The following is a 20,398-nucleotide window of genomic DNA, read 5'->3' on the forward strand; positions in this document are numbered from 1 at the left end:
AATTGATTTTATACTATGAAAAACTGGACTTTTAGGCAATGGAACACCCTTCTCGGATGGGTGATTTTCGTTATTGCATTTTTCACGTACTTATCAACGATAGAGCCCAATTTTAGTTTTTGGGATTGTGGTGAGTACATTTCTTCAGCCGTAAAATTAGAGGTAACACATGCACCGGGAGCAGCTTTGTTCCAGATTGTGGGTGCTGTTGCTGCAATTTTTGCGTTTGGAAAAGGTGAAAATTATTCTATTGTAATTAATGCAATGTCTGCATTATTCAGTGCATTTACGATTCTGTTTTTGTTCTGGACGATTACCCATTTTGTAAGAAGACTTCTGAACAAAGATTTTGAGGAAGTTACAAAACATCAGGAAATTGCTATTCTTTTTGCCGGAGCAATTGGAGCTCTTTGTTTTACTTGGTCAGATACTTTTTGGTTTTCTGCGGTAGAAGGAGAGGTTTATTCAATGGCTTCACTGTTTATTGCTATCTTAGTTTGGCTTATCACCAAATGGGAGAACGAGTACAAAGAAGTAGATAATGAACGATGGATTATTTTAATCTTCTTTGTTGTAGGTCTCTCTGTAGGTGTTCACATGATGTGTATGTTGGCAATTCCTGCAATATGTTTAGTATACTATGCAAGAAATTATGAATTTACCTGGAAGAATTTCCTTTGGGCAAATGCTATTACATTAGGAATATTAATTATTGTCTTCAAAATTATTTTCCCGGTAATTATGTCATTATTCGGAAAACTTGAAATATTCTTTGTCAATGGTATAGGTCTTCCTTTCCATTCAGGAACGATTGCCGGTTTCATTATATTGGTTGCTATCTGTTATTTCATTCTAAAATATGCGAGACAGGCGAAGAAAAATATTTTTCAAACGATTGCTTTATCGGTAGTATATATGATGATTGGTTTCTCATGTTGGATGGTAATTCCGATCAGAGCTAATGCAAATCCGCCAATGAACCTGAATGATCCGGATACCGCAATTGGTATGCTTGATTATTACAACAGAGAGCAATACGGTGACTGGCCTACAATTTACGGTCAAAACTACACTGCATTTTTAGATAACAGCGGGATTGAAAAGAATGAAGACGGAAGTTTTAAAACTACAAAAACAGGAGAAGTTTTTGAAAAAGATGAAAAAACAGGAACGTACAGAAAAACAAGTGACCGTTTTAACTATGTTTTCAATCCAGCTCATGTGAGCTTGATGCCGAGAATGTTCAGCGAAGACAAAGCTGTAATGGGCAATTATATCTCGATGTACGGAGCGCCAGATTTTCAGTTTAATTATGCCAATGAAAATATTGCTGATGATCCGCAGGCTAAAGAAATTTTTGACGAACTGAGAGGTAAATATGAAGATGGAAGTATAACTGCCGCGGATTATTTGAAGGTAAAACCTTATGAATTAATTACTGTTCAAAGACCTTCTTTTGCTCAGAATATGAATTATTTCATCACCTTTCAGAATGGATACTATTTCATTAGATATCTCTTATGGAACTTCGCAGGAAGACAAAACGATCTGGAAGGAAGCAGTGAAAATACGAGTGGAAATTGGATTTCCGGAATTCCTTTTATCGATAACTTCAATTTAGGAAATCAGGATGCAATGCCTGCGAAATTTCATAACGAAAGTACAGTAGCATTCTTCTTCTTACCTTTATTATTAGGAATTATCGGATGTTATTTCCAATTTATGAGAGATTTTGGCAGATTCTATGCCCTTTTATCTTTATTTATATTAACGAGTGTGGGAATTGTTTTCTACACCGGAATGAAACCTTTCGAGCCAAGAGAAAGAGATTACGCAGTAGTCGGTTCCTTCTACGCCTTTGCAATATGGATTGGGCTCGGTGCTGGAGCAATTCTCTGGTATTTACAGTCTAAAGTAAAATCAAATGCTGCCAACATCGGTTTTGGAGTTGTTTTAATGGCAGTTCCTTTGATGATGGGCTTCCAGAATTATAATGTTCACGACAGAAGCGGTAGATATACAGCGTACGATTATTCATATTCAATGTTAAAATCTTTACCAAAAGATGATATTCTATTTGTTTATGGAGATAACGATACGTATCCGGTTTGGGCAATGCAGGAAACTGAAAGATTCCGTGATGATGTGAAAGTGGTGAACTTTACCCTTCTTTCAACCCCTTGGAATATCGATCAGGTAAAAAGAAAAACATACAACGCCAGCGGAATCCCAAGTCAGTTGACCCACGACGATTACAGAGACGGTTCTAATGACCAGATTTATCTGATGAAAAAAGATGACTGGAAGAATATTTTAGCCAATCTTCAAGAGTCAGGAGCTCCTGCTAATCTTTTGCAGCCGTTCCAGAAATACTTGGTTCAGGATTCAATGACTTTAAAAGAAGCTGTGAATTTTCTTAAAGTGAAGTCTCCTGAAAAAGATGAAATTTTAAAAATGATCTTTGGTGAAGCGCGTTATGAGAAATACAATTTCTTACCTGTAAGCAAATTTATTTTACCGGTAAACAAGCAGAATGCTTTGAAAGCAGGAATCATTAATGCTGCTGATGTTCCAAATACAGTTGATCAGATTATGATTGATTACAAATCAGGTACTTTATATAAAAACAACCTGATGATGTTTGATATTTTGGCAAACTTCGATTGGAAACGTCCGATTAACTTCTCTTCAGGTGGAGTTTATGAAAGCGAAAACATTTTCTTCTTAGACGAATATCTTCAGTTTGACGGTTTCAGTTACAGATTGGTTCCTATTCATACACCAAGAAGCAGTGATGGAGAAATGGGTAGAGTAGATGCCAACTCATTGTACAACGTTGTGAAAAACTTCAAATGGGGTAATTTCAAAGACCTGAACGTTCATTTTGATGAGACAGCTACTTCAAATATTATCAGCTACAGAAGTTCTGCAAGTAGAGCTGCCGCAGCTTTAGCTTTGTCAGGACAGAAAGCGAAAGCTTTAGAAATTTTAGATTTAGCATCAAAAGAAATTCCTGCAGAGAAATACAATGATCCACGTTCTTTAAGTTCAATGGTTTACGGTTACATCGTTGCCGGTCAAGAGCAAAAAGCATTAAAATTAGCTGAAATCTTGAAGAAAGGAATTTTTGAAGAGTACGATTATTACTTAAGTTTAAGTAAATCTGAGCAGGCATTTACCGGAAGACAGATGAGATCAAAACCAATGGAATATTCTCTTGTAGTAACTGCAGTGACTGATGCTTATAAAAAGATCGGACAAAACGAAAAAGCTTACGCTTACCTGGTAAAATCTATCGAACCAATTGATAAGAAATTCAATGTTTTCGTAAAAGATCTTCAGCAGATGGGCAAAGAAAAAGCGATGAAAGAATCTGAGAAAGTACAGGAAATCACCCCTTTCTATCAGTATTTATTTGATATTATGGAGCCATTTGATTCTACTTATTCAAAAGAAAAAGAAGATCAGATTACTTCAGCAATTATCAAAGCGACACAGTAAAAATCAATTTTTAAAATACTTCAAAACGGAACTTCGGTTCCGTTTTTTTTATTGTTGATATTCAAGAATAATAGAATTATATTTGTGCATCAAAAAAACGCGATGGCCGAAAACACCAGTAAAAATCTCCCGCTGTATGCTGTAATCTTTGCAGTGATTGCAAAACTTTATTTTCTATTAACGCACCATATTCAGGAAGACGCTTTCATCACCTGGCGGGTGGCCCAAAATTTACTGGATTACGGAGTGATTGGTTTCAATGGCGATACCAAAATATCAGCTTCTACAACACATCTGTATGTTTTCGTTTCTTATTTTTTCAATTTAATTTTTGGGAAAGAGAATTTTATCGAACCTCTTTTGATTTTAAACACCATTCTTTTTACGATTGGAAGTTTATTTCTTTCTCATTTATTATTAAAAAATCCTTGGCATAAAGCAATCTTTATCTTTTTATTTGGACTTTTACCGCCTTCCATCAAGATTTCGATTCTCGGAATGGAATACGGAATTTTGTTTTTCCTCGAAATGGCTTTGCTCTATTATGGCTTTAAAAAAGAAAAAAAATGGGCACTCATTGTATTTCCAATCTTGATTTTATTCACAAGAATTGATACCGTAATTTTCCTCGGAATTGTCTTTTTGGTTGATACTTTTTGGAACAGAAAAATAAAATGGGTCTATATTTTAGGTGGAATTTTAGGAGTATCTGCAGCTTTGGCTTTCAATTGGTTTTACTTCGGTGAAATTGTAAATAATACGATTGTTGCTAAAAAGTTGGCGTACGATAGAGTGTATACTTTCCATCAGGATTTCGAATATTTCAGATTAAATTACGGAAACTTCTGGGGAATGTTGAAAATTCCGGGTGACTTCAATCCGTTAACGATTGTTATTGCGATTTTTGAGTTGTTGTGTTTTATATATTTAGTCAGACAGAGAGAAAAAAGGAATTATTTTCTATGGATTATTTTCCTGTTTGCATGGACGAAACAAATTATTTTTCTTTCACAAAAAAGCCTTTTCGACTGGTATTATTGGGTTCCGCAGATTTTACTGTTCGTTCCGGTTTTAGTTTTTATTTTAGAACAAAAAGTAAAAAGAAACTGGTGGCTTTCTGCATTGATTATTTTCTATATTTTACCAATGTTGACTTTCCAAACCGTACATTCTATCGCAACCGGAAACGGTGAGTGGAATTACAGAAGATCGATCGGATTATTTTTAAACAACTACGAAAAAGACAAAAAACAATGGATTTTGCTCGAACCTGCGGGATACATTCCTTATTTTTCTGGCTTAAAAACCATCGACGAAGTTGGGTTGGTCGACAAGCAAATTCAGGAAGAAATAAAAAAAGACAAACCTCATTATTGGCTGAATACCGTTAAAAAAAGACAACCAAAATATCTGCTTTCCTACAATAATTTATTTGAAGGAAAAGATGCCTATTATTATAAAACACATTATAAATTGTTAAATGAATTCCGTGTGAAGAATCATTTGCAAAGTGACAACAAGATTTTAGAGAAAATTTACAAACTGAAGCCTTCCGGAACGGATTACAATCTTTACGAAAGAATGAAAGATAAATAATTCAGAACTTTAAACCTAAACCAATGAAATACTGTGCTTTCCTCCGTGGTGTCAACGTAAAAGGCACGAATATGAAAATGGCAGAAGTCTGTGAAGTCTTCAAAAATGCAGGAATGCAGGATGTTGTGTCGGTTTTGGCATCGGGAAATATTATTTTTACTTCAGATCAAAAAGTTGAAGATTTAAAAATGATTCTTGAAAAAGCAATGTCGGAGCATTTTAATTATGAAGCATTTCTTTTTGTGAAATCTAAAGAAGAAATTGAAAGTTTTTGGAATTCAAATCCGTTTGAGAAAAATGAAGATTTGCACGCTTATACATTTATAGGAAATAAAGATGTAGAAAGTGTTTTAATGAAAGAATTTGAAAGCGCTTCAAAAACAGAAAATGAAGCTGCAAAGATCGTTAACGGCAATTTCTATTGGCAGGTTCCAAAAGGGAATACTTTAGATTCTACTTTCGGGAAAATTTTAGGCAGAAAAAATATGAAAGATCAGTTTACAAGCAGAAATATTAATACATTTGAGAAGATTTTGAAAAAGTTTTAATGTTTGGAATTTTATTATTAATAATAGCTTTTGCTATAGCAAATTTCTTTTACTTTGTTTTTTCAATACGTATAAATTTACTGAAAAGGTTTTCAATAAGTTTAAGTATAATTATTCTTTTCACAATATTTTATTGTTTGATAGATGGAGATGGTTCTATTTTGGAAGCTGTTATAACTTTTGGAGGTTATTTTTCAATTTTATCTTTCGCTCATTTACTTTTAATAAAAGTATTTAGAGTAGAAAACTATTATTTGTATTTAGTTTTATTTTTTATACTTTTTATTCTGATTACTGTTTTTTATACTGCTCTCATGCAAGATATCTTTAACTACTCTTAGCAATAAATAATTTCCAATTCTGAAACTTTATAAGTATTTTTACTGAACTTTTTAATTCAAATAAAAATGATTCAGTACTTAGATAACATACAGCACAAAGATTCAAAAAACTTTTTCTTAATCGCGGGACCATGCATCATCGAAGGTGAAGACATGGCATTGAGAATTGCAGAAAAAGTAATTGAACTGACCAATAAATACAATATTCCTTACATTTTTAAAGGAAGTTTCAAGAAAGCCAATAGAAGCAGAGTAGATTCTTTTACGACAATTGGTGAAGAAAAATCTCTGGAAATTCTTAAAAAAGTTGGGGAAACTTTTAATATTCCAACCACCACAGATATTCACGAAAACGATCATGCGGCTTTGGCGGCGCAGTATGTTGATGTTTTACAAATCCCTGCATTTTTAGTTCGTCAGACTGATTTATTAATTGCTGCTGCAAAAACCGGAAAATGTGTTTCATTAAAAAAAGGCCAGTTTCTTTCTCCGGAATCGATGAAGTTTGCAGTTCAGAAAGTAACCGATTCAGATAATCAAAAAGTAGCCATCATTGAAAGAGGAAATTCTTTCGGATATACCGATTTAATAGTTGATTATAGAGGAATTCCAACAATGAGAGCTTATGCTCCTGTAATTTTGGATGTCACGCATTCTCTTCAACAGCCTAATCAAAGTTCAGGCGTTACCGGAGGACGACCAGATTTGATAGAAACCGTTGCCAAAGCAGGAATTGCAGTTGGCGCAGACGGAATTTTCATCGAAACACATCCAACACCGGAAACTGCTTTATCTGACGGAGCCAACATGCTTAGACTTGATTTATTAGAAGATTTATTACAAAAATTAACAAGAGTTAGAGAATCCATTTTGTAATTGTTAAAAAATCCTTAATTTTAGAATTCTAAATAATTTCTTTTGAAAAAACTAGTTTTACCACTGAGCCTCATGGTTCCGATGTTAGTATTCTCCCAAACCAAAAAGAGAGATACAACAAGAACAACAGATATTGAGGAAGTCGTTTTCCAGAAAAAAGTAACAGGAAGCACGAATGACCTTACCACTGTAAAAATATCTGCAAAAGATGCTCAGAATGTGGCAAGCATTTCCGGAGGGATCGAAGGAATTATTAAAACGTTACCTTCTGTAAACTCCAACACAGAACTGTCTTCGCAATACATGGTGCGTGGTGGAAACTACGACGAAAACCTTATTTACATTAATGATATTGAGATCTACAGACCTTTCTTGATAAGAAATTCTCAGCAGGAAGGTTTAAGCATCATCAATCCTGATATGGTTTCTACAGTGAATTTTTCTGCCGGCGGTTTTGAGCCAAGATATGGTGATAAGATGTCTTCAGCATTAAATATTTATTACCGTGAGCCTGAAAAATTTGAAATTTCAGGAGAGGCAAGTTTAATTGGTGGAAGATTAACAACTGGTTTAGCTTCAAAAAATAAAAAATTAACAGCTTTATTTTCAGGAAGATATAGAAATACCAATTTGGTACTGAATACTTTGAATGAAGATACTGATTTTAACCCGGTATACTACGATTTTCAGACCTATCTGAATTATCATGTGAGTGATAAATTTACCATGTCATTCATCGGATATTATTCAAAGAACGACTATGAAATGTTTCCCAAAGAGCGAAGTGTAGACTTTGGTTCTTTGCAGAGGCCAATTAATCTTTCTGTTTTTTACAACGGTAAAGAAAACGATCAGTACAAAAACATGATGGGAACGTTCTCTATGAACTATAAACCGTCTGACAAATGGAGATTTACTTTAGACAGTTTTGCTTATCAAAACAGAGAAAAAGAATATTATACAATCGCTTCGAGTTATATTTTACAGACTTTTGACCCGATTACAGGGAATCCGATTACATCTTACGATATAGGCGGACAGATTGAACATGCTCGTAATGATTTGTTTGTAAGAACTTACGGAACGCAGTTCAGAACTCGTTTTTCACCGAATGTAAATACAGATATTGAATTTGGTTTTAAATATGAAAAAGAAAATCTTCGTGATTTAACCAATGAGTATAAATTAGTAGATTCATCTGGATACAGCGTGCCAAGACCTCCGGATGATCCGAGATTTCCTGATGCTTCAGATCTTGATTTATTTTACAGCATTCAGGGTAATAATCATATCGAACCGACGAGAATGTCAGCGTATGGACAGTATTCTCAGAAGTTTTATTGGGGTTCGAGCAAAGTTTTTGTAAACGCTGGGGCGAGAGTTGCCCATTGGAGTTTTAATGATGAAACCATATTCTCACCAAGAGCTCAGTTTGCAATAAAACCAGATTGGAATACCGATATGTTGTTCAGGGTTTCGGGAGGTATTTATTACCAGGCACCTTTCTATAAAGAAATTAAAGATTTAAATGGAAATTTTAATGCGAATATAAAATCCCAACGTTCGATTCAGGCAATTGTAGCTAATGATTTTGAATTTGAGTTTGACAACCGTCCGTTCAAATTAACGACTGAAGCATACTACAAAAAAATGGATAATCTGATTCCATATTATATGGATAATGTGAGAATCCGTTATTCGGGTAAAAATAACGCTTCAGGATATGCATACGGACTTGATACCAGATTGTTTGGAGAATTTGTTCCAGGGGTAGATTCTTGGTTGTCTGCAAGTTATGCAAGAATCTATGAAAATATTGATGGAAGAGGAGATATTCCAAGACCGACTGATCAAAGATTCAGATTTGCAATGTTTTATCAGGATTATATGCCAAGATTTCCGCAAATGCGTGTGAATCTTACGTTAACCTATGCAATGGGATTACCAAACGGAGCGCCGGTTTTCACAGATCCTTATCAGTATCAGAAAACTCTGCCTTCTTACAAGAGAGTGGATTTAGGTCTTTCTTATGCATTTGTAGATGCTAAAGAAAAAAAACAGACTTATGGTTTCTTGAGTAATTTTGATGAATTAACATTAGGAGTTCAGGTCTTTAATGCATTTAATATTAACAACACAGTTTCTAACCAATGGATAACTGATGCGAATACGAATTTGATGTACCCAGTTCCAGTACGTTTGACGGGAAGGTTCTTTAATGTCAAGCTTGAGTTTAAGATTAAATAAAAACTTAAATTTTATCAAAAATATACAATGACTCCTGAAATTTTCAGGAGTTTTTTTTAGCCTTAATTTTATAACAATATCCCTCAATTTTGTAACAATCATTCAACGGATATTTTTACCTTTGTTTCAGCTTATGAAAAAGATTCTTGTCATACTATTTTCTATTTTCTACTTCGGTTTTTCTTCCGGAGCAGTTTTTAGCATGCATTATTGTATGAAAGAATTGGTTTCAGTGACTCAAAAATCTGATGATACCTGTAGCAAATGCGGAACGAAAGAAAAGAGAGACTGCTGCAAAACCGAAATAAAATTGGTGAAAGTTGATGATTCTCAAAAATCAGATTTCTTGAAAATTGAATTTCTGCAAACTATTTCAGAAATTCAAAATCATCAGTTTATCTTCACAGACAGATCTTTTTCAGCTACAAAATTCACTCAAATTCAGATCAATGCTCCGCCGGAAAACTGGCCGGTTCCGATCTTTATTCATCATTGTAATTTTAGAATTTAAAATTTGTTAGTCGTTTGATATTCATATCATAATGAACGACATACTTTGTCGCATCATGCGATTTTCAAATTATTATTCAATCTAAAATTTTCAAACAATGAAAAAATATATCATTACAGCCCTATTTTCTTTATTTGCAATTATTTCTGTTTCTGCTCAGCTAAAATCTGACGCTCAGGTAACAAAGCTTTACCAAAACTATATCACCATCAAAGATGCGTTGGCTTCAGATAATGCCGACAAAACTTCTCAAGCGGCAACAGAGTTTATTAAAACTGCTTCTGCTATAGATTACAAAGTTCTTTCTGAAGGGAATGTAGGTACTCTGAAAAAAGATGCAACAGCGATTTCAGGTGCTAAAGATATTGCGGCCCAAAGAGAGAGTTTCTTTAATCTTTCAGACAACATGATTGCTTTGGCAAAGCAGTTTAAAGTTTCAGCAAATCCGGTTTTTGTTCAGTTTTGTCCGATGGCAGATGGAAGCTGGTTGAGCAACGAGAAAAAAATCATTAATCCTTATTACGGAAGTTCTATGCTTTCTTGTGGTTCTGTAAAATCAGAGATTAAATAAATATCTTATTTATTTGTTTAATAATCAGTTAGATGTATTTAATTAAAATCTACTTTAATATAGTGGATTAATATTCAGCTATAAAGAATTTTGAAATATTATGAAAAAAATAATAATGTTTCTGATGCTTTTGTTCTCTATTTTCAGTTTTTCACAATCCGTTAAGACATATTATACGTGTCCAATGGATAAAGATGTTATTGCATCAAAACCCGGTGACTGTCCTAAATGCGGAATGACTTTGGTAAAGAAAACCGTTGTCATAAAACCTAAGATTGTAGAAAAACCATCAGTAAAAAATATACCGAAAGCAAAAGTAAAATCAGAAATAAAAATCAAGGCTAAGCCTAAGGTTGAGAAAAAAGTTGAAGTTAGAAAAGTAAGCAGTGGTAAGAAATCTAAAGAGATTAATAAAACTCTTAGTGCTAAACCAATTTTACATTTAAAAACTCAAACTAAACCTGAGTCTCAATCTCAGTCTAAAATAAGCTACACTTGTCCGATGCATCCTGAAGTACTTTCCGACAAGCCTGGAAAATGCCCAAAATGCGGAATGGATTTAGTGGAAGTTGAAAATCATGCTCAATCTGAGTCTGAACCTACACCTAAAAATTCTTTTTTAAAAAGAAATTCAGAAAACGGAAAAGTGTCATTTGGTGGGAAAACGGTTCGCTATGATTTATATGTAAAAGATACAATTGTCAATTTCACGGGAGAAAACCGCATAGCAATCGCTGTGAATGGGAAATTACAGGCTCCGACTTTATATTTCACAGAAGGTGACACTGCAGAGATTTATCTTCATAATATGTTGAAAGAAAATACGGGTTTCCATTGGCATGGCGTGATTTTACCTAATGAACACGACGGAGTTCCCTATTTGACGACGAAACCTGTGGAGCCCGGAGAAACTCATTTATATAAATTCAGAGTTTCGCAGAACGGAACGTATTGGTATCATTCACACAAGGGTTTGCAGGAGCAAATCGGGATGAACGGAATTCTGGTTTTCAATAAAAGAGAAGGCGAGCCTAAAACGGAATACACAAAAGAAATTCCGGTGCTTTTAGGTGAATGGAGTGACGAAGATCCTATGCAGATTGCAAGAAGACTTCATATGGCGAATACCGATTGGTATGCGATTAAGAAAAATGCAGTCCAGAGTTATTGGGAAGCAATAAAATCCGGAAACTTTGGAACAAAAGCCCTTAATGAATGGAAGAGGATGGAAGCTATGGATGTAAGCGATGTCTATTACGATAAATTTTTGATCAACGGTTTTCCAAGTTCTGAATATTCAAATCTAAAAGCGGGAGATAAAGTCCGCTTGAGAGTCGCCAATGGAGGATCTTCCACTTATTTCTGGCTAAATTTTGGAGGCGGAAAAATAAAAGTGGTCGGAAATGACGGAAATGATGTCGTCCCTGTAGAAGTAGATCGCTTAATTGTAGGTGTTTCGGAAACCTATGATATCGAAGTTACGATACCTGAGAACAAAAGTTTTGAATTTCGTGCAACTTCAGAAGACAGAATTGGTCACGCTTCTTTATGGTTAGGTTCAGGTGAGAAAATTGAAGCTCCCAATTTACCGAGATTAAAGCTTTTCGAAGGGATGAAAATGATGAACGGCATGATGAAGATGAGCGGAAATATGAAACCGATGAACATGGTCATGGGAAATCAGATGATGGACATGAATGAAGTGATGTATCCTGAACTTTCTGAAAGTCAGCGAAAAATGACGATGAAGCACATGAATGAAATGATGGGGATTAAAGAAAAAAAATCAGAAAAAGAAGAAGACCATTCTCAACATTCGGGAATGGAAGAAGAGAAATCAATCAAAAGATTATCATACAATATTTTAAAATCTCCAGAAAAAACAATTCTTCCTACAGAAAATGTTCGTGAAATGAAATTTACGCTGGAAGGAAATATGAATCATTATCTGTGGACTTTAGATAATAAAACGGTTACAGAAACAGATAAGATTTTAGTGAAAAAAGGAGAGGTTTTGCGAATTACTTTGTACAATAACTCGATGATGCGGCATCCGATGCATTTACACGGTCACGATTTTAGGCTGATCAATTCAAAAGGAGAATATTCACCCCTAAAAAATGTTGTAGATATTATGCCGATGGAAACCAATACGATTGAATTTGCAGCCAATCAGGATGGAGATTGGTTTTTTCATTGCCATATTTTGTATCACATGATGGCGGGAATGGGAAGGATTTTCAGTTACGAAGATTCAAAACCTAATCCACAGCTGCCGAACAGAAAATTAGCCTGGAAAAACTTTTTAAAAGACAACAGAATGATCAGTTCTATGGCGATGGTCGATCTTCACAGCAATAAAATGCATGCTGAAACCATGACCATGTTCGGACCAAGGTGGGCAAATCTGAATGAGTTTCATTCGAATTGGGAGTTTGATCATTTTGAAGGAAATTTTAAAGTCGGTCGGTTTTTAGGAAAATTTCAGTGGGCGATTCCTTATGCAGGTTTGAGGATTCAAAAAAGTCATGAAATCATGGAACGAAAAATGGCTGAAGAAATAGGAGAAGATTTTCATGGTAAGAAAACCTGGTTCGGACAACAAAAAGCTTCGAAAAATAAAGCTGCGTTCATTATTGGTGCCCAATATATTTTTCCGATGCTGATTACGGCTGATGCAAGTGTTGATCACAATGGGAAAGTATTATTGGAATTAAGCCGGGAAGATATTCCGATTTCCAGAAGATTGAGAGGGAATTTCAGTGTCAATTCTGATGGAGAATTTACCTCGGGAATACGATATATTCTACAAAAATGGTTATCTGTTTCCGGAAATTACGATAATGAAATGGGCTGGGGAGGCGGAATTACGCTAACCTACTAAAGACAAAGGCTGCTTTAATTATTAAGCAGTCTTTTTTATTTACTTGTTTTAAATTTCGTAAATATTTTAGTAGGAAAAGAATTGGCAGCCAGAGAATTGAAAAATCATATTTCTAGCTGTAGAATTTTCTCAATCATTTTTTGATTAGTACTTTCAGGAATTAATCTCATCACAAAGTTTCTTAAAGTATTTCCTTTTTTCCACTGAGAAATCTGGCCGATTTTCCAGCTGGTATTGACGATATGATCAACTTTTTTCCTTCTGATCTTTTGAAATTCTTCAAAAACCGAATGATAATCTCTGTTTTTTTCCAATAATTTCCCAAGCACATAAGCATCTTCAATTGACTGACAGGCACCTTGACCCATATTCGGAGTTGTTGCATGAGCTGCATCACCAATTAAGCAAAGATTTTCAGCAAACCATTTCGGAATAGGAGCGAGGTCAATAATATCATTTAAAATAATATTTTCTGGTTTTGTATCTTCCAAAATCTGTAAAACTAATGGATCAAAATCTCTGAAAGTTTCAGTTAAATCAATATTTTCTGTAAAATTATTTTCGTTGATTAAAGCGTACCAATAAACCTGATTTTCAGAAAGCTTCACAAAACCAAAGCGTTTTCCTTTTCCCCAAACTTCTAAAGCATGATGAAGATATTTTTCCGGAAGATTAAAATTGGTCAATCCACGCCAGCATTTTTGTTTGGAATTTCTGATGGTTCCGGTTCCTAAAATTTGATTACGGACTTTCGAATGAATTCCATCTGCTCCGAAGACTATTTTGCTTTCAATTTCATTTCCCTTTTCAAAGTTTAAATGATAATTTTCTTTCTTCTCAATCTTTTGCAAATTATGATTCAGCTGTAAATTTTCAAGACCAATATTTGAAGCTAAAATATTTTGTAAATCTGCTCTATGAATGGCAACGTTACATGAATTGAATTTCTTTTCTAAAGCCAAAATATTGGTTGTTGAGATAGTTTTCAGCTTTGCATCAGTAATAAAAATTCCATGAATTTTGTTTCCGGTGTTTTCAATTTCTTCTTTTAATCCTAATTTCTCAAAAATCTGCATTGCATTGACGGCCATCATAATTCCTGCTCCGACAGGTTTTATTTCCGCTGCAGATTCGTAAATGGTAAAGTCTAAATTTTGTTGCTTCAGAATATTTCCTAAAGTCAAACCGCCAATTCCAGCTCCGATGATTGAGATTTGCATAATCAAATTAAAAATTTCGCTTTAATTTCTTTTTTCTATTTTCCTTTTCCGAAATTAATTCATTCATCGAATTTCTTGAGTTTTTTCTACCTTTTAAGTATCTACCATTTATAGAATAATCTTTGTAATAATCAATAAAATATTCTAGTTCTTCATTTGTCATTTCAGTTGGTTTTAGAAATCTTTTATTATCATCAATTCCACTTTGTGACTCATACTTTTGATTTTCAATTTCATTAATTCTGGTAGTAGGAATTTCTTCTTCAACTTCAATTATGTCGTAATCTTTTTCTTTTAAATTTGTTTGATTTATGATCTGCAAATATTCAGATAAAACTCTTTTTTCAATATGTGTTTTTCCACCCGCAGAAAGATGTCGGTCATTTTGATTTTTTTTCACTCCTGAAATCCAATATTCATCACCAGATTCAATTTCGTAATAATTTCCACTAATACCATTTCCGTTTAAACTTTGAAAAGCTTTTCCATCAAAATATAAAGTTCTTCCAGTTTTAGAAAATGACACCATACCAATCCAAGCAGGGCTGTTGTCACTATAACCAGTCTTCAGTTCAATATATTTTATTTCAGATTTCATTGTTAATTGATTTAATTCAAAAATATAAAAAAAACGGAGTCTGAAAAAATCAAACTCCGCTTAATAATTATTTAAACTAAAAATTATTTACCTAAATAAGACTTCAAAATCTTACTTCTTGTATTGTGTTTTAGTCTTTTGATTGCTTTTTCTTTAATCTGACGAACTCTTTCTCTTGTAAGATCGAAAGTTTCACCGATTTCTTCCAAAGTCATTGGATGTTTACCGTTCAGTCCGAAATATAATCTTACTAAATCAGCCTCTCTCGGCGTCAACGTGTTTAATGCTCTTTCAATTTCAATCTGAAGAGATTCAAGCATCAAATCTTTATCCGGGCTTGGAGATTCTCCGGAACGCAATACGTCATACAAGTTAGAATCTTCACCTTCTACCAATGGAGCATCCATCGACAGGTGTCTTCCGGAGTTTTTCATTGATTCTTTGATGTCTTCTTCACTCATGTCAAGAACTTCAGCCAATTCTTCCGGAGAAGGTGGTCTTTCATTTTCTTGTTCAAGGTGAGCGTATGCTTTATTGATTTTGTTGATCGAACCAATTTTGTTCAGCGGTAATCTTACAATTCTCGACTGCTCAGCCAAAGCCTGTAAAATCGACTGGCGAATCCACCATACGGCGTAAGAGATAAATTTAAAACCTCTTGTTTCGTCATATCTTTTTGCAGCTTTCATTAATCCTAAATTCCCTTCGTTGATTAAATCGGGAAGAGAAAGACCTTGGTTTTGGTACTGTTTTGATACTGAAACTACGAAACGAAGGTTGGCTTTAATCAATTTCTCCAACGCAACTCTGTCGCCGGCGCGGATTTTTTGTGCCAAATCTACCTCTTCGTCTGCGGTAATCAATTCTACTTTACCAATTTCCTGCAAATACTTGTCTAGTGAAGCGGTTTCCCTGTTGGTAACCTGCTTGGTTATTTTTAATTGTCTCATTTATCGTTATTCTCAAAAATAGAGTTACTGTATATTATACGTTTGAAACGATCAAAAGGTTACACATGTTTCAATTATTTTTTATTTAATTAAAATAATGCTGGATTTTTAGTTGTAAATTATGGCTCGTGTTTCAAAAAATGAAGATAGATGATCCGTCACTTCGAGTAGCTTTCAACGAAAGCGTATCGAGAAGTTTTTGATCAATGACTGAATTTGTTCGAAGTTCATGGGTTCTCGATACATTTTTCTTCGCTTTGCTTCGAAAAACACTCGAACTGACGGAACAAAAAAAGTGAAACCGAAGTCTCACTTTATATAATTGATAGCGAATTAAAAATTGATTTTTAAAATTCACTCATTCATTATTGACTCTTAAAAAAGATCATTCAATACTTTAGCCAGTCTCAAGCCTCCGTAAAGAAGCTGTCTTTCCATAGTATCATTGAATTTGTATTGATAATCGTAACCCAATTTTGAGTCGTTTGGTGTTTGTGCGTAGATTTTATTGGCAATCTGGTGAGAATCATACAACCAATTTTCTAACGTTCCTGATTGAATTTGCTTTACTTCATCTTTCGTTTTAATATCCAAAAGCTTTGCATATTCTGTATAGCTGTATTTTTGTGAATCAACCAACTTTCCATCCCAAACAGAGTGTAAATTTGTTTTGTCACCAAAATAAGTAACGTTAATTTTATTTCCTCCCAAATCTTCAGATCTTCCTGTATGCATTGGCTGTGCTAAATCTCCCATCATATGAATAAGGAAAATCAAAGCAATTTTTCTGTCTTTTTCAGAAGTTTTTTCGTCTTTGATTTGTGAAGATAACGTTTTAATCTGCGAATATAGGCTTGGTCCTGACTGAGCTTTCAGATTTTTTTCAAATGATGTAAAATCTGCTTGTGGATCAATGTTCACATAATGCCATACTGAAGTCTGCTTCCACACTCCTGTAGTGTCAGACTTGATAAAATCTGGCCAGTTTGCCCAATACGCCAAACGTTCTTGCCCCATCATTTTTCTTATTTCCCTTCTTGCTTTACCAGACAAGTGGTTTTCTGCAATCTCTGCAATTACTCGGTGACCCGTCAATCCCCACGCAAAAGAATATACTGAGCTGGAGATCATTAATAAAAGCAGCATTTTAGAATAAATACTTTTCATTTTTTTAATAATAATTTTAGATGGCAAAGATAGGATAGACTTTTCAAAATCAGATGAAATTCGGAATATTTTCTTGTGATATTTATTGATTGTTAAATAAATTTAATCTGTCTTATTTTAATTAAAAAAAACTGTTGTTTTACTCATTAAATTCTAAATTTATCACTAAATTGGATTAGCAAAATATTTAGACATTTTTAAAAGAATATTTTTTCAAATTTAAGAGATATATTATCTTTACACTAACAACCAGAATCACGAATCACAAAGTATGTACGACAATAGCATTGTAGATATGCATTATAACAAACTGCAGACAGATTTTAAAGCTGAAGCAGTTGCCGTCAATCTCCTGAAATACCATCGGGCAGTAAGCAATATTTTTATCGACAGAATCGGAAGTAACGACCGGGCTTATTTAAAGGATATCAAAAGTATTTCTAGTCAATATCTTGGTTTCGACGAAGAAGTTCTTAGCATAAAGACTTATAGAGAAGGTATTTATGATTATTTACCTGAAGGACTTTTTCACCCGCCGTCACTTAACACTTCAAGAAAAAATGTTGAAAGTGTAGTAAATGAAATCCGAAAGCAAAAACGAGTAGAAGAGGATGCACGAAAATTTTTCATGCCTTTCGAACTTGAAATTTTCTTCACAGAAATCGGCGCTTTGCTGAAAGAATACGATTTTGATCTCGCAAGCGATACCGATTCACTTTTGACGGTGTTTTCAGAGCTTTGGCCGGTTGTAAAGATGCTTGATAAAAAGAATGCGTATATTTTTATTCATATTTTACCTTTTTTCCATCAGATAAGAGGCGATAAAAAATGGTTCGAGCGTTGTATGACTTCATTTTTAGGAGTTCCTGTAGAAATTACTTTTACGCCCAATGTTATTGACAGAATTGAGGAAGAAGACGATTCTATTTTATTAGGGAATTCGAGATTGGGCGTAACGTACATCCCAAGTGGAAAACATATGGATGGAGAAAGAAATTGGATCGTCAATGTAGGCCCGATTCCGTATGATGAAATGAAAAAATATATTCCGGGAAATCCTTTCAGAAAAGTTCTTCAGGCTCTGTACGATTATTGCTTACCGGTACACGTAGATATTGAAGAAAATTTTGTCACCGAAAAGAAAGAATATTCGTTTATGCTGGAAGATGACGAAAGAAATTCTAACAGGCTAGGTTTCTCTACTTTTCTGTAAAATATTTTATTATATTTACAATCATCAATCACAATCATTATTAATTGAATTAAATGGAATTTTCATCAGTAAAAGGTGTATTTTTAAGATTTATATTAGTGCCACTATTGGCGGTAATTATGATGGGCATCATGGGTGCCATCAGACGAAATCAGCCTGCAATTAAAATTAAGGTTATTATCATCTATGTTTTGCTATGCAGTTTGTGCCTGGCAATTCCAGGTTTTTTTGGATTCTCAAGGAATTTATTTAATCCTTATTGGTATTTGATTTCGCAGGCGATTTACTTATTATTAGGAATCTTTCATGTTAATTTAATGCATCGATTCTTTAGAAAACACATTCAGTCATTTGGCTTAAGCGTTTTATTTGAATCTGTACTTTCAATCACATGTGTTCTTTTGGGAGCTTACTTATTCGTACTCATTTTCACTTGGATCAGTAAAGATCAGGGATATCCGATTATGTCTGCGACCAGTGCTTTGATCTTTTTTGTTCCGATGGTCTTTCACTACTGTTACATTCAGTTTATCAGTATTCCGGTTGATATTTATAAAACCTGGAAATATTCTCCAGATCAGAAACCACCGGATTTTGAAGGAGCAGATTTTGACCGATTAATGGTTTTAAATGTTGAATTGAGCAAGAATCTTGAAGATGCCAACCGATTTAGAATTAAAGCTAAAACTTTACCGACAGGAGTTACTTTCGGAGACTGGTTTTTCCGTGTGGTAGACGATTACAATCATAAAAATCCGAAATCAATCATTCACTTGTCAGACGAAGCGAAAGAATCATATTACTGGATATTTTACACCAAAAAATCTTTTTTCAGTTTCAGAAAATACATCGATTTTGATCAGGATATCAACACCAACAGTATTTCTGAAAATGAAGTGGTCATCTGTAAAAGGGTGATTCAGCATGAGGAAGAAGGAAAAAGAAAAGCATAATCACAAATTTTAAAAAAGTATTACTATGATACAGCCAATCAAACATTTTGCAATCAACTGGGTCGACGGGATGAAAGTTTCCCAGAGACATCTTAATGATCAGGATAATTTCTTAATAGATACGATTAGAGACGCCAATTCTTTGGCCATAACTACATATAACTACGGATTGTTGCCAATTCCGAACGAATTTACAGACAAAACTATCTTTGATGTTCACAATACCGCTACCAACGATGTTCAGCTTGTGATTAAACATTGCAGCGCCGTTACATTGGCCGGTTACAGAATTGAACTCAAAGACAGGAGAGTGAGTGTAAAATCGCTAGCGAAGTCGATGAATATGGAGGAAGATAACATCGATGGTGAATATTATATTCTAATTTCGGTGAATCCTTTTGATAAAGTTCCGTTTGGAGATATTGATCCGGAAGAAATTCCGCCAAGACATCCGAATGCTCATGCGAATTATCATATCGAATTGCTTCCGGTTTCTTCACTGAACAGCAGTTATTCAGGAGGAAATTATCTCGTTGTAGGAAAGGTCGATTTTAAAGGAAATATTACTCAGGTGAATTCTACTTTTATTCCACCTTGTACTTCAGTACAAAGTCATCCTGCATTGATTGATTATTACAATGGTTATGCAAAATCAATTGGAAATCTACAACAGTACGCATTTAAAATCATTCAGAAAGCTTCCCATAAAAATCAAAATACAGCATTAGCCTTAAATGTAAAATCATTGTGTACAGTTTTGGTAAATACATTTGGAGATATGTATTTCCAGTTCAGAAATGTAATTCCTTACCAGGCACCGGTTTTTTTGATTGAATCTTTTGCAAAACTGGCTTTAAGAATGTACAATGCAACTCAGGTTTTGGTGCCTGCAGAATTGGAAGAAATGCTCAATTACAGTTTAGAATGGAGCGAAATTGCGCCTCATACTTTACTCAATCAATTATCAACGGTTGCAGAAACCAATTACGACCACCACAACTGTGGCGAACCGCTTTTATACATTCAGCAGATGTTGAGAAGTCTGGAAATTATTTTCTCTAAATTGAGCGAACTCGATTACATCGGTCAGCGTAAAGAAAATATTATTGTTAACGAACAGGAAGTTTCTTCAAACACCAATCCGAAAAGAGGTTGGAGTGTTTTAGACTAGCAATTTAAACTTTAAAATACCTAATCCCGTGATTCATATTTCGGGATTTTT

The 20,398-nt window shown here is 34.2% G+C and carries 15 protein-coding genes; 11 read left to right on the top strand and 4 right to left on the bottom strand.

Annotated elements, in window-relative coordinates; all coding sequences use genetic code 11:
• Positions 1 to 15: 15 nt before the first annotated feature.
• From MQX03_RS02465 to MQX03_RS02500, 8 genes are all read left to right on the top strand, one after another.
• Complete coding sequence (locus MQX03_RS02465) at positions 16 to 3,501, top strand: glycosyltransferase family 117 protein (RefSeq protein ID WP_242801214.1); 3,486 nt, start codon at positions 16 to 18, stop codon at positions 3,499 to 3,501.
• 102 nt (positions 3,502 to 3,603) lie between these two features.
• Complete coding sequence (locus MQX03_RS02470; RefSeq protein ID WP_242801216.1) at positions 3,604 to 5,097, top strand: LTA synthase family protein; 1,494 nt, start codon at positions 3,604 to 3,606, stop codon at positions 5,095 to 5,097.
• 23 nt (positions 5,098 to 5,120) lie between these two features.
• Positions 5,121 to 5,645, top strand: coding sequence for a DUF1697 domain-containing protein (locus tag MQX03_RS02475; protein WP_242801218.1), 525 nt, complete (start codon positions 5,121 to 5,123; stop codon positions 5,643 to 5,645).
• Between the two features lie 407 nt (positions 5,646 to 6,052).
• The gene (kdsA, locus tag MQX03_RS02480) at positions 6,053 to 6,862 is read left to right on the top strand and encodes a 3-deoxy-8-phosphooctulonate synthase (protein WP_129536958.1); all 810 of its coding nucleotides are present in this window, start codon (positions 6,053 to 6,055) and stop codon (positions 6,860 to 6,862) included.
• A gap of 42 nt (positions 6,863 to 6,904) precedes the next feature.
• Positions 6,905 to 9,109 (top strand): TonB-dependent receptor plug domain-containing protein, encoded by a 2,205-nt coding sequence (locus MQX03_RS02485; protein ID WP_242801220.1) that lies wholly within the window; start codon positions 6,905 to 6,907, stop codon positions 9,107 to 9,109.
• A 133-nt stretch (positions 9,110 to 9,242) separates the two neighbouring features.
• Entirely contained in the window at positions 9,243 to 9,620 is a 378-nt protein-coding gene (locus MQX03_RS02490; protein WP_242801222.1) for an HYC_CC_PP family protein, read from the top strand.
• Between the two features lie 97 nt (positions 9,621 to 9,717).
• Positions 9,718 to 10,191, top strand: a complete 474-nt coding sequence (locus MQX03_RS02495; RefSeq protein ID WP_242801224.1) for a DUF3347 domain-containing protein — start codon at positions 9,718 to 9,720, stop codon at positions 10,189 to 10,191.
• Between the two features lie 100 nt (positions 10,192 to 10,291).
• Complete coding sequence (locus tag MQX03_RS02500) at positions 10,292 to 13,075, top strand: multicopper oxidase domain-containing protein (RefSeq protein ID WP_242801226.1); 2,784 nt, start codon at positions 10,292 to 10,294, stop codon at positions 13,073 to 13,075.
• 104 nt (positions 13,076 to 13,179) lie between these two features.
• On the opposite strand, the gene MQX03_RS02505 is transcribed toward MQX03_RS02500, so the two are convergent.
• The 4 genes from MQX03_RS02505 to MQX03_RS02520 form a co-directional block, all read right to left on the bottom strand.
• Positions 13,180 to 14,295, bottom strand: coding sequence for an FAD-dependent monooxygenase (locus tag MQX03_RS02505; protein ID WP_242801228.1), 1,116 nt, complete (start codon positions 14,293 to 14,295; stop codon positions 13,180 to 13,182).
• 7 nt (positions 14,296 to 14,302) lie between these two features.
• Positions 14,303 to 14,893: a hypothetical protein gene (locus MQX03_RS02510; protein ID WP_242801230.1), complete on the bottom strand. Its 591-nt coding sequence runs from the start codon at positions 14,891 to 14,893 to the stop codon at positions 14,303 to 14,305.
• Between the two features lie 83 nt (positions 14,894 to 14,976).
• Complete coding sequence (locus MQX03_RS02515) at positions 14,977 to 15,843, bottom strand: sigma-70 family RNA polymerase sigma factor (protein ID WP_034757900.1); 867 nt, start codon at positions 15,841 to 15,843, stop codon at positions 14,977 to 14,979.
• 375 nt (positions 15,844 to 16,218) lie between these two features.
• Entirely contained in the window at positions 16,219 to 17,010 is a 792-nt protein-coding gene (locus tag MQX03_RS02520) for a S1/P1 nuclease (protein ID WP_242801232.1), read from the bottom strand.
• Between the two features lie 271 nt (positions 17,011 to 17,281).
• Here MQX03_RS02520 and MQX03_RS02525 point away from each other — a divergent pair, with 271 nt between their 5' ends.
• The 3 genes from MQX03_RS02525 to MQX03_RS02535 are packed head-to-tail and all read left to right on the top strand — an operon-like array spanning position 17,282 to position 20,347.
• A complete protein-coding gene (locus MQX03_RS02525; protein WP_242801234.1) occupies positions 17,282 to 18,223 on the top strand; it encodes a type VI secretion system baseplate subunit TssG in 942 nt (313 codons plus the stop codon).
• 53 nt (positions 18,224 to 18,276) lie between these two features.
• The gene (locus MQX03_RS02530; protein WP_129536964.1) at positions 18,277 to 19,176 is read left to right on the top strand and encodes a TssN family type VI secretion system protein; all 900 of its coding nucleotides are present in this window, start codon (positions 18,277 to 18,279) and stop codon (positions 19,174 to 19,176) included.
• A 25-nt stretch (positions 19,177 to 19,201) separates the two neighbouring features.
• Entirely contained in the window at positions 19,202 to 20,347 is a 1,146-nt protein-coding gene (locus tag MQX03_RS02535; RefSeq protein ID WP_129536965.1) for a hypothetical protein, read from the top strand.
• Positions 20,348 to 20,398: the final 51 nt, after the last annotated feature.

It is taken from the genome of Chryseobacterium aahli (assembly GCF_022699665.1).
Lineage (GTDB): Bacteria > Bacteroidota > Bacteroidia > Flavobacteriales > Weeksellaceae > Chryseobacterium > Chryseobacterium aahli.

Coding starts and splice junctions, on each gene's coding strand:
- MQX03_RS02535 (WP_129536965.1), top strand. CDS start 19,202: ATGATACAGCCAATCAAACATTTTGCAATCAACTGGGTCGACGGGATG.
- MQX03_RS02470 (WP_242801216.1), top strand. CDS start 3,604: ATGGCCGAAAACACCAGTAAAAATCTCCCGCTGTATGCTGTAATCTTT.
- MQX03_RS02465 (WP_242801214.1), top strand. CDS start 16: ATGAAAAACTGGACTTTTAGGCAATGGAACACCCTTCTCGGATGGGTG.
- MQX03_RS02500 (WP_242801226.1), top strand. CDS start 10,292: ATGAAAAAAATAATAATGTTTCTGATGCTTTTGTTCTCTATTTTCAGT.
- MQX03_RS02495 (WP_242801224.1), top strand. CDS start 9,718: ATGAAAAAATATATCATTACAGCCCTATTTTCTTTATTTGCAATTATT.
- MQX03_RS02510 (WP_242801230.1), bottom strand. CDS start 14,893: ATGAAATCTGAAATAAAATATATTGAACTGAAGACTGGTTATAGTGAC.
- MQX03_RS02475 (WP_242801218.1), top strand. CDS start 5,121: ATGAAATACTGTGCTTTCCTCCGTGGTGTCAACGTAAAAGGCACGAAT.
- MQX03_RS02525 (WP_242801234.1), top strand. CDS start 17,282: ATGTACGACAATAGCATTGTAGATATGCATTATAACAAACTGCAGACA.
- MQX03_RS02505 (WP_242801228.1), bottom strand. CDS start 14,295: ATGCAAATCTCAATCATCGGAGCTGGAATTGGCGGTTTGACTTTAGGA.
- MQX03_RS02520 (WP_242801232.1), bottom strand. CDS start 17,010: ATGAAAAGTATTTATTCTAAAATGCTGCTTTTATTAATGATCTCCAGC.
- MQX03_RS02515 (WP_034757900.1), bottom strand. CDS start 15,843: ATGAGACAATTAAAAATAACCAAGCAGGTTACCAACAGGGAAACCGCT.
- kdsA (WP_129536958.1), top strand. CDS start 6,053: ATGATTCAGTACTTAGATAACATACAGCACAAAGATTCAAAAAACTTT.
- MQX03_RS02530 (WP_129536964.1), top strand. CDS start 18,277: ATGGAATTTTCATCAGTAAAAGGTGTATTTTTAAGATTTATATTAGTG.
- MQX03_RS02490 (WP_242801222.1), top strand. CDS start 9,243: ATGAAAAAGATTCTTGTCATACTATTTTCTATTTTCTACTTCGGTTTT.